Source organism: Streptomyces sp. SID3343 (assembly GCF_009865215.1).
GTDB lineage: Bacteria > Actinomycetota > Actinomycetes > Streptomycetales > Streptomycetaceae > Embleya.
Window position 1 is genome coordinate 1 of sequence record NZ_WWJX01000159.1, and the last position, 9,009, is coordinate 9,009.

At 71.9% G+C, this 9,009-nt stretch carries 7 protein-coding genes; 3 read left to right on the top strand and 4 right to left on the bottom strand.

Going from position 1 to position 9,009, the window contains the following annotated elements:
• Positions 1 to 908 (bottom strand): serine/threonine-protein kinase (locus GT354_RS05445; protein WP_161355030.1); only part of this gene is annotated, 908 nt, incomplete at its 3' end.
• On the bottom strand, positions 905 to 1,753 hold the full coding sequence (locus GT354_RS05450; protein ID WP_161355031.1) for a hypothetical protein: 849 nt from the start codon (positions 1,751 to 1,753) through the stop codon (positions 905 to 907). The genes GT354_RS05445 and GT354_RS05450, both read right to left, overlap by 4 nt.
• A gap of 488 nt (positions 1,754 to 2,241) precedes the next feature.
• Between GT354_RS05450 and GT354_RS05455 the strand changes: the two genes are divergently transcribed.
• Together GT354_RS05455 and GT354_RS05460 are read left to right on the top strand one after the other, a co-directional pair.
• Positions 2,242 to 3,882 carry an MFS transporter gene (locus tag GT354_RS05455; protein WP_161355032.1) on the top strand — a complete coding sequence of 547 codons (1,641 nt, stop codon included), beginning with the start codon at positions 2,242 to 2,244 and terminating at the stop codon, positions 3,880 to 3,882.
• Between the two features lie 467 nt (positions 3,883 to 4,349).
• Complete coding sequence (locus GT354_RS05460) at positions 4,350 to 5,153, top strand: SURF1 family protein (protein ID WP_346011872.1); 804 nt, start codon at positions 4,350 to 4,352, stop codon at positions 5,151 to 5,153.
• A 50-nt stretch (positions 5,154 to 5,203) separates the two neighbouring features.
• Here the strand turns inward: GT354_RS05460 and GT354_RS05465 are convergent, their stop codons facing one another.
• Positions 5,204 to 5,962: a Sir2 family NAD-dependent protein deacetylase gene (locus GT354_RS05465; RefSeq protein WP_161355033.1), complete on the bottom strand. Its 759-nt coding sequence runs from the start codon at positions 5,960 to 5,962 to the stop codon at positions 5,204 to 5,206.
• A gap of 158 nt (positions 5,963 to 6,120) precedes the next feature.
• Here GT354_RS05465 and GT354_RS05470 point away from each other — a divergent pair, with 158 nt between their 5' ends.
• Positions 6,121 to 7,074 carry an FHA domain-containing protein gene (locus GT354_RS05470; protein ID WP_161355034.1) on the top strand — a complete coding sequence of 318 codons (954 nt, stop codon included), beginning with the start codon at positions 6,121 to 6,123 and terminating at the stop codon, positions 7,072 to 7,074.
• A gap of 350 nt (positions 7,075 to 7,424) precedes the next feature.
• Here GT354_RS05470 and GT354_RS05475 read toward each other — a convergent pair.
• Positions 7,425 to 9,009 (bottom strand): HAMP domain-containing sensor histidine kinase (locus tag GT354_RS05475; RefSeq protein ID WP_346011873.1); only part of this gene is annotated, 1,585 nt, incomplete at its 5' end.

The window sequence follows — 9,009 nt, forward strand, 5'->3', positions numbered from 1 at the left end:
GGGAAGCGCAGCGGGCGGGTCGGGTCCATCGGGGCGACCGGCGCGAGGGCCGCCGCCGCGTCGCGGTTGCCGGCGGGCATGAGCGGGACCAGCCGCCGATACACCTCCTGCGCGTTCGCGGGCCGCTCGTCGGGCTGCTTGGCGAGCAGTTGCATCACCAGCAGTTCGAGCCCGGCGGGTATGTCGGGGCGCGCGGCGCCGAGCGGTTTGGGCGTGCCGTTGAGGTGCCCGACCATGACGGCCGCCATGGTCGGTCCGGTGAACGGCGCGTGCCCGGCCAGCATTTCGTAGACCAGGCAGCCGAGCGCGTACAGGTCGGTGCGTGGTTCGACGATGCCGTTCAACTGCTCGGGCGCCATGTACGCGGGCGATCCCGGCAACGCGCCGGTCGTGGTGAGCTTGGTCGACTCCGGGTCCAGGACGGCGGCGACGCCGAGGTCGAGCACCTTGACCGTGCCGTCGCGGCGCACCATCACGTTGCGCGGCTTGAGGTCGCGGTGCACGACCGGCACCGCGTGCACGGCCGCGAGCACCGAGCAGATCTGCGCGACCACCGCGACCGCCCACTCCCACGGCACGGGTTGGTTCTCGGCGATCAGGTCGGCGAGGTCGCAGCCGTCGAGCAGTTGCATGACCAGGTAGAGGTCGCCGGCGTCGGCGCCGCCGTCGAACACGGTGACCAGGCCCGGGTGGTCGATGCCCGCGGTGACCCGGCACTCGCGCAGGAAGCGCTGCTCCATGGCGGCGCGATCACCCGACGCGTCGACGAGGTCGTTGCGCAACAGCTTGACCGCGACCCGGCGTTGCAGGGTCCGGTCGTACGCCTTCCACACCTGTCCCATGCCGCCGCGACCGATCGCCGCGGACAGTTCGTAGCGGCCGGCGATGACGCGGCCCGGTGTGCTCATCGGGGTCCTCCGGGGTTGCCACCGTCCTGCTCACGCAGGCGTTCGCTGAGCCCTTGCAACCGGGCTCGGGCCCGCGCGGCGGGGTCGTCGGTCCCGGGTGGCGGGGTCGAGCCGGCCGGCGGGGTCGAGCCGAGCGGTGGGGTGGAACGCGGCGCGGGCGGCTGCGGGATCCGCGAACCGGCGCCGAGCGGTGGCGGGTTCGGCGGCGCAGCCGGTGGGGGCGGGGTGCGGGGCGGCGTGAGCGCGATCGTCGGGTGGTTGGGATCGCTTGGGTGGGCCGGGTGGTTCCGGTGGCTCGCCTGGCTCGCCTGGCTCGCCTGGCTCGGATTGCTCGGGTGGTTCGGATTGCTCGGGTGGCTCGGGTGGCTCGGGTGGTGCTGCGTCCGTACCTGCGCCGCTCCACCGTGGGTGGGTGATACAGGCGGCCGCGCATGCCAAGGCACGTACGCGGGTGGCTCCTGACCCTGCATCAGGCGCGGCCAACGGGCCGCCCGGACGAACCAGTGCACGGGCATCGCGATCATCAGCACGATCAGCATGATCATGCCGATGTCGTCGATCGGGGACTCGGCGCGCGCGACCTGGCCGGCGGCCTCGCGGGCCGCCTTCTCCTCGCTCGTGTCGACGCTGATCAACATCGCCAGGCCCACGATCGCGACGCCGGCGCTCACCGCGACCAGGACGCGATCGACGGTGCGCCGGGTGCGGATCGCCGCGACGAGCGCGGGCACCCAGCCGAGCAGTCCGATGGTCAGGATCGGCACGATGCCGATGCCGATGCGTGCGACCCAATGACCGGCCGTACCGCGGCGACCGGGCACGGGATCGCTCGATGGACCTTCCATGTGGTGTGTCTCCCGGGGAATGGCGGATCGGTGCCGCGTCCGCACCGTGGCCTGCCGGGGGGCAGCCGGCAAGGAGCCAGAAGACGGCGTCCGGAAAGCCTAGCGGCGCGAACCACCGGATGGCTGCCCGCTGTCGGATGCGGATGGCACCGACCGGTTCGCGCACCGGGCCGGCGGCCGGTTTGTGTCCTGGTTCGCCGGGCACCCATCGAGCCATCGAAACGGAGGCGACCGTGACTCATTCATCGTCCGAGGGGTCTGCCGAGGGCGTCGAGCCATTCGGTACCTCGCGGAACGCAGGCGCGAAGGGTTCGGCGGACGCGGCCGGTTCGGCTGGTTCGGCCGGTTCGGCTCGTTCGGACGGTTCGGCCGGTTCGGCTGGTTCCGATCGCTCGGACGGCTCGGACGGCTCGGCTCGTTCGGATGGTTCGGCTGGTTCGGCCGGGCAAGCCGACGGCGGAACGGTTCGAACGAACATCCCGGCCCGGATGGATCGGCTGCCCTGGGCCAAATGGCACTGGGTGGTGGTGATCGGACTCGGCACCGTCTGGATTCTGGACGGTCTGGAAGTCACGATCATCGGTTCGATCGGCGGTCGCCTCACCGAGGACGGTGCGGGGGTCGGTCTCACCACCGGCGACATCGGGCTCGCCGCGACGATCTACATCATCGGCGCGTGCGTGGGCGCGCTGTTCTTCGGCTATCTGACGGACCGTCTGGGCCGCAAGAAGCTCTTCCTGATGACGCTCGCGCTCTATCTCGCGGCGACCGTGGCAACCGCCTTCTCGATGAACCCGTTGTGGTTCTTCGTGTGCCGGTTCTTCACCGGGGCGGGCATCGGCGGCGAGTACGCGGCGATCAACTCCGCGATCGACGAACTGATCCCGGCTCGGGTACGCGGCCGGGTCGACCTGATCATCAACGGCTCGTACTGGCTGGGCGCGGCGTTCGGCGCGCTGTTGGCGATCCCGCTGCTGAACGAGGACCTGTTCTCCGCGAACCTCGGCTGGCGGCTCGCGTTCGGGCTCGGCGCGGTGTTCGGCCTGGTGATCCTGCTGGTGCGCCGCAACGTGCCCGAGTCGCCGAGGTGGATGTTCATCCACGGGCGGGCGGAAGAGGCCGACAAGCTGGTCGCGGGCATCGAGCAGGAAGTGGAGAAGGAGACCGGCAAGGAACTGCCGGCGGCCGACACCTACATCAAGGTCCGCACGCGGCACAGCATCGGTTTCGGGCAGATCGTGCACGCGATGGTTCGGCTGTACCCCAAGCGCTCGATCCTGGGCCTGTCGCTGTTCATCGGGCAGGCGTTCCTCTACAACGCCGTCTTCTTCACCCAGGCGCTCGTGCTCAAGGAGTTCTTCGGCGTCGCCGACAACCGGGCCCCCCTGTACATCATTCCGCTGGCGATCGGCAGTTTCGTCGGCCCGCTCGTGCTGGGCCGGTTGTTCGACACGATCGGTCGGCGGGTGATGGTGTCGGCGTGCTACATCGGGTCGGGCGTGCTGCTCATCGTGACCGCGTTGATGTTCCGGGGCGGTTCGCTGTCCGCGACGAGCCTGACCGTGTGCTGGTGTGTGATCTTCTTCGTGGCGTCGGCGGGCGCGAGTGCGGCGTATCTGACGGTCAGCGAGATCTTTCCGATGGAGACGCGGGCGCTGGCCATCGCGTTCTACTACGCCGTGGGTACCGGGCTCGGCGGTGCGATCGGCCCGCTGCTGTTCGCGAAGCTGGTCGACACGGGCAAGGAATCCCAGGTCGCGATGGGCTACTTCCTGGGCGCCGGGCTGATGATCGCGGCGGGGCTCGTGGAGATCTTCCTCGGAGTGGAGGCGGCGGGTCGATCCTTGGAGGACGTGACCCGGCCGCTGAGCGAGATGGACGACGAGGGTGGCACGGACGCGGACGACACGCGCGGACCGGGCGAGGGCGACAAGGACGCGCGGGAGAACCGGGCCGCGCGTGAAGGCGGAGACGGCGACGACGCGCCCAACGGCCGGGACGAGGACATCGAGACGGTGACCTGGACGCCGACCGGCTCGTCCACGAGCCAGACCGCGGCGCGGGGCCCGGCGGCGAAGCCCGGGATGACCGGGCGGCCGGACGCGTTGCGCCGGCGGCGCCGGCGGTGAACGCCTCGATCGCTCCGCCGAGGCCGCGCGGTGGGGTCGCGGGCGGTGGGGTCGGGGCGGTCGGGGCCGCGGCGGGGTCGGTGAGCCCGCGGCAGTCGGCGGGTCGCGCGCGGTGGGGATCGGCCGGGCAGCGGGGATCGGCCGGGCGGCGGGGTGGTCGGGTGGTCGGGTGGTGCCTCGGTCCGGGTGTCGGCGGAGGGTCGTGGGCGGTGTGCCCGGCGCTCGGGGGACACGGCCGGGGGCGGTGGGTACGGCCTCGGCGAGGCAACCGGGGGCGGTGCGTACGGCATCGGTGAGCCGACGGGGGCCGGTCGGTACGGCCTCCGCGGGACAGTCGGGGCCGGTGCGTACGGGCTCGGCCGGGTGGATCGGGGCCGATACGTACCGGCTTGGCAGCCGGGGCGGGGCCGGCGCGCCGGTCGCCCCCGGCGGGACGGACCGGACACTGTGAGGAGTACCGTGCTCGGGTGTACCGCTTCCTGCTGACGCCGCGCTGGATCGCCATGTTCCTGCTCGTGGTCGTGTTGATCCCGATCATGGTCAAGCTCGGCTTCTGGCAGTTCCACCGCCACGAGAACAAGGTCGCGCACAACGACCTGATCAGCGCGAACATCAAGCGCAAGCCCGTGCCCGCGGACGAGATCCTCGCCGTGGGCACGAAGGTGTCCGGTGACCTGCAATGGCGTCAGGTGACCGCGACGGGCGTGTACGACACCGATCATCAGGTGCTCGCGCGGGGGAGGTCGCAGGACGACAAGGTCGGCTACTACGTGGTGACCCCGCTCGTCACCGCCGACGGCCGCACCCTGCTGGTCGACCGCGGCTGGGTGGCCTACCCGAATTCGGCCACGGACCGACCCGACGTTCCGCCGCCGCCGTCCGGCCGGGTCACGGTCACCGGTCGGCTGCGCCCGGACGAGACCCGCAAGGACTCCGGCATCCAGGACAAAAGCACGCCCGAGGGCCAGGTGATGCGGATCTCCGGACCCGAGCTGGCCCGAAAGCTCCAGCACCCCCTGTTCGGCGGCTACATCGAACTGACCGCCGAGGCCCCGACGCCGGCCAAGGCCCCCGCGCTGATCCCGGAGCCGGACGACGAGGACCTCGGCCCGCACCTCGCGTACGCGGTGCAGTGGTGGCTCTTCGCGCTCGCGCTGTTGTCGATGTACATCAAGCTGATCCGCAGCGAGGCCAAGGAGCTGGAGGCCGAACTGGCCGCGCTCGACGCCGCGGCGAACGAGGACGAACACGAGGAGCCGGCGCGGGTGTAGCGGCTCTCGGGTCGACTCTCGGTTCGGTTCCCCGCCCGGTCTTCGGACTACTACAGGCCCTTGACCAGCTCCGGCAGCACGTCGCCGATCGGCTCGCGGATCACCGCGTCGGCGACCGCGTCGTACGGGGTCTCGCCCGCGTTGACGATCACCAGCTTGGCGCCGGACTCCTGGGCGACCCGGCACAGCGACGCGGCCGGCTCGACCTGGAGGGTGGTGCCCACGGCCAGGAACGCGTCACCGATCTGCGCCGCCATCGCGGCCCGTTCCAGGACGCCGTGGTCCAGGCCCTGGCCGAACATGATCGTCGCGGTCTTCTGGATGCCGCCGCACTGCAGGCAGCGCGGGTCGTCCTCGCCCATGGCGATCCGCTCCAGGGCGGCGTCGAGCGTGGTCTGCGTGGCGCAGTCGGTACACACGACGTAGAACATCGTGCCGTGCAGCTCGATGATCTTCTCCGGGCTGTTCCCGGCCCGCCGGTGCAGACCGTCGACGTTCTGGGTGACCAACGCGTTCAACCGGCCGCATCGTTCGAGGTCCACGAGTGCGGCGTGACCGGCGTTGGGCCCGGCCAGGCGCGCGGGATTGTCGCGGCGCAGCAACCACGAGCGCCGCCGGATGTCCTCGTCGCCCATGTAGTAGCCGTAGGTGACGAGCTTTTCGGCGTCGGGATCCTTGGTCCAGACGCCCTGCGGGCCCCGGTAGTCCGGGATGCCCGAGTCGGTGGAGATGCCGGCCCCCGTCAGCACGGTCACGCCGTCGTCGGCCTGCCGGATCCACTCCCGCACCACGTCGATCTCTTCGGTCATGCCACCGAGGGTAGCGAGCCCGTTCGGGTGACGGCCCGTCATTTATCCGGCGCCGATCACGCCGGGCGGCTTGAGTCGAAGGGGGCGCCTGGGCCACGCTGAAGCGGCCGGTGGGTGGGTTGTCCACGGAGAACGGATCGGCGCGGGGAGGGGGCCACATGGATCGCGTATGCGGGGAGGGGCACCGGTCGAGGTCGGGCGACCACTGCGACGAGTGCGGTCGGCCGACGCGGCCGGTCGCGGTCGCCTCCACGACGTGCCCGACGTGTGGTCGCCCGGTTCACCCGGCCGCGGGGTTTTGTGAAGCGTGCTGGGTCCATCAGGCGCCGACGGTCGACAGTACGGGCGACGTCGGCCTCCTCGTCGCCGCGGCCGGGGCCGGTGCGCTGCTCAAGCCCTTCCTGGACGCACTCGCCGCGTCGCTGGGCGGCCGGCTCGGCGAGAGCGCGGCCGCCGCGCTGTCCAGGATCTCGGTGCGTCGGCGGGGGCGTGACGGCGCCGACCTCGTCCTCGATCTCGATCCGGTTCCCTCCCCGGGCCACGACCGGGCGACCCTGGTCGAACTGCCGCCCGACACCCCCGCCGAGGCCCGTCGGGCCCTCCTCGCTCTCGACCTCACCTCCGACGCGATGCGCGGACGCCGACTGCGCTGGGATCCGAGCGCGCGCGGATGGTCGACGGTCGACGAAGCCGGCGGGCACTCCCCGGGCTGGTTCGCCACCGTCGCCGCCGACCGGGGTTACTACAACGCCACGGTGGCCCGTTCCGCGCCGGGCGTGGTCGACGCCTTCGACTTCCCCACGCGTCCCCGCCCGCGCCGGATCGAGCTGACCGCCGCCCGGATCACGATCGGCCGCAGCAGTCCCACTCGCGGCGGCACCTACGACATCGACCTGGCGTCCGACCCGGGAGACCCCGGCGTCTCCTTCCGCCACGCGGCCCTACTCGGCGAACCCGGCACCTGGACCCTCGTCGACCTGGGCTCCACGAACGGCACCCGTCTCAACGACAACGCCGCCCCGATCCCGATCAACGCCCCGATCACACTGCACCACGGCGACCGCATCCACGTCGGAGTGTGGACCACGATCACCTTGACGCACGGCCGGTGACGCACGGCGGGTGACGCACGGCGAGCGACGCAGGCGAGCGACGCGGGTGACGGGGTCGGCGGGTGGAAAGGGTCATCGATCGAGCTCGGCGTCCCGCGCGTTCGCCATCCGTTCGGAGGTCCAGGGACTCGTGCCCGTATCTGTGCTCGTACACCTACACCTACACCTACTCGTATTCGTACTCGTACTCGACGAAGAAATTCTGCTGCTTCCGGGAATGTCGTTCCCGTCAGCTCGGTCAGCCCCGTCCGATCAGCCCAGGGCGGCCGAGAGCCCGAATTTCTGATCTTGAGCGAGGGGCCCTGGGGATGGCAGCCGGGACGACGGACGGCCGTAGCGGTGGATACGGGTCAGGTCGGTGGGTCGTCCGTGCGGGCGGGGAGGAGCAGTCGGAAGGTGGCTCCGGCGCCTGGAGCCGTGGAGAGTTCCAGGCGGCCGCCGTGGGCCTGGGCCAGCGATTGGGCGATGGCCAGGCCCAGGCCCGCGCCCGCGCCGGTGTTTCGGCTGCGCGAGCCGTCCGCGCGGTAGAAGCGCTCGAAGGCCCGGCGGGCCTGCTCGTCCGTCAACCCCGGTCCGGCGTCCGCCACTTCGAGGACCACGCCGTCGGCTGTGGTACCCACTCCGATCCGGACCGCAGTGCCTGCCGGGGTGTGCGCGACGGTGTTGCCGATCAGGTTGGTGACCACTTGGCGCAGTCGGCGTTCGTCACCCATGGTCGGTGCCGGGCTTACCACTTCGCCGTCCGGACCGGTGAGCCGGACCGGTCGCGTGGGGTCGAGGGCGCGCAGATCGTGCAGGGCGTCGGCGGCGAGCGAACGCAGGTCCATCGGCTCCGGCCGCAGGTGCGCCGCGCCCGGGACGGACGCGGCGCCTTCGTCGAGACGGGCGAGCAGCAGCAGGTCTTCGACGAGGCGGCCCAGGCGCGTCGACTCGCGCTCGATCCGGTCCATCGCGCGGTCCACGTCCGCGCGTTCGGGCAGGGCGCCCATGCGGTACAACTCGGTCAGGCCCTTGATCCCGGTCAGCGGGGTGCGCAGTTCGTGGCTCGCGTCGGCGACGAACCGGCGCAGCGTGGCCTCCGACGCGGCGCGCGCGGCGACCGCGGTCTCGATCTGCGCGAGCATGCCGTTGAGTGAGCTGCTCAGGCGCCCGATCTCGGTGTCGGGCCCGGCGGTGTCCGGCACCCGGCGGCCCAGGTCGCCGCCGGCGATGGCCACGGACGTCTCCTCGATCCGGCGCAGGGGGCGCAGCCCGGCCTTGACCGCGAAGAAGCCGAGCAGCGTGAGCAGGGCGAGCGTCGCGGCCGTGATGACCAGGCACACCGACCGCACCCGGTGCACGGTCGCGTCCACCTCGTCGAGCGAGGCCGCGACCAGCAGGCCCGAGCCGGGGTTGCCGGTGGTACGGGGCAGCGCGAGCACTCGCCACGGGGTGCCGTCGTCGGCACGCAGGTCGAACGGACGCCCGGCCCGCCGCCCGATCGCCGCGGTGTTCAGGGTCGGTGGCGTCGGGGGCGGATCGTCTCGGTGCGCGCCGGCCCGACCGCTCTGCTCGATCCGGCCGTCCGGGGCCAGATAGGCGATGTACAGGTCGCCGACCAGGTCGAGCGGTCGGGCCGGCGACGGGTCGTGTGGTGGGGCCCGTGACGGTTGCGGTGGCTGTCCGAAGCCGGCCAGGAACTGCGGGGGTACGCCGGCCGTGAACCGTCCGACGGAGCGCAGTTGGTTGTCCACCCGGTCCACCAGGGGCGCGCGCAGCGACGCGAGTACGACCGCGTCGCTGACCAACAGCCCGATCGCGAGCAGACCCACGACCAGCAGCAGCACCCGCGCGCGCAACGAGCGGCGGCCGAACGCGCGTCGACACCGCCGGGGCAACCCGGACCACCGGCGCGACGGCCTTACGCGGCGCGCACCGGTCGTTTCGGCGGGGCGG